This is a genomic window from Nonomuraea sp. NPDC046570 (genome assembly GCF_040645915.1).
GTDB lineage: Bacteria > Actinomycetota > Actinomycetes > Streptosporangiales > Streptosporangiaceae > Nonomuraea.
Map to the genome: position 1 here is coordinate 1 of NZ_JBEYZF010000117.1, position 1,124 is coordinate 1,124.

1 protein-coding gene is annotated in these 1,124 nt (G+C 69.6%); it reads left to right on the forward strand.

The features are described from left to right. The first annotated feature begins 89 nt into the window (after positions 1-89). Positions 90-980, forward strand: coding sequence for an ABC transporter ATP-binding protein (locus tag ABZ911_RS43160; protein ID WP_358070533.1), 891 nt, complete (start codon positions 90-92; stop codon positions 978-980). Positions 981-1,124 lie beyond the last annotated feature (144 nt).

A 1,124-nucleotide genomic window follows, 5' to 3' on the forward strand; every position in this document is an offset into this window, starting at 1 on the left:
GCCAAGGCCCGCCTGGCCGGGCTCGACGACGAGAGCATCGAGGCCCTGTTCATGACCACCTTTCGGACCGCCTCCCAGGAGGACATAGCGTGACCGCTGTCCTACAGGCCCAGGAACTGGGCAAAAGGTACGGCAAGCGCTGGGCGCTGCGAGATTGCACCATCGACATCCCCGTCGGGCACGTCGTCGGGCTGGTCGGCCCCAACGGCGCCGGAAAGACCACGCTGCTGAAGCTGGCCGCCGGTCAACTGGCGCCGACGTCGGGCAGCATCACCGTGCTCGGCGGCCACCCCGCCGACGGCCCGGCACAACTGGCCAAAGTCGGATTCGTCGCCCAGGACACCCCCACCTACGCCGGGCTGAGCATCGCCGACCACCTACGGTTAGGCGCCCGGCTCAACCCCCGGTGGGACGCTGTGATGGCGCGGGAACGGATCGACCGGCTCGGCCTCGATCCCGCCCACCGGGCAGGCAAACTGTCCGGCGGCCAGCGCGCCCAACTCGCCCTCACCCTGGGCCTCGCCAAACGACCCGAACTGCTGATCCTGGACGAGCCCGTCGCCGCACTCGACCCGCTCGCCCGCCGCGAGTTCCTGCAGGGCCTGATGGAGGCGGTCGTCGAACACGAGCTCAGCGTGCTGCTCTCCTCCCACCTGGTCTCCGACCTGGAACGCACCTGCGACTACCTGATCGTGCTCGTCGACTCACGCGTCCAGGTGGCGGGACAGGTCGAAGACCTGCTGTCCACCCACCACCGACTCACCGGCCCCCGCCGCGACCCCGACCAACTGCCCGCCGACCAGCACATCATCTCCGCCAGCCACACCGACCGGCAAAGCACACTCATCATCCGCACCGACACCCCGATCCACGACCCCGCCTGGACGGTCACCCAGCTCACCCTGGAAGACCTCGTCCTGGCCTACATGGACCAGCGCACCACCGACAACCGGCGAGTCGCCCTGGAGGTACAGCGATGATCTGGCTGACCTGGCGCCAGCTCCGCGCCGCCGCCACGATGACGGCCACCGCGCTCATCGCACTCGCCACCACCCTCGCCCTGACCGGCCCCGACCTGGCCGGCCAGTACTCGAGGGGGATCACCGCCTGCACCCAGGACAACA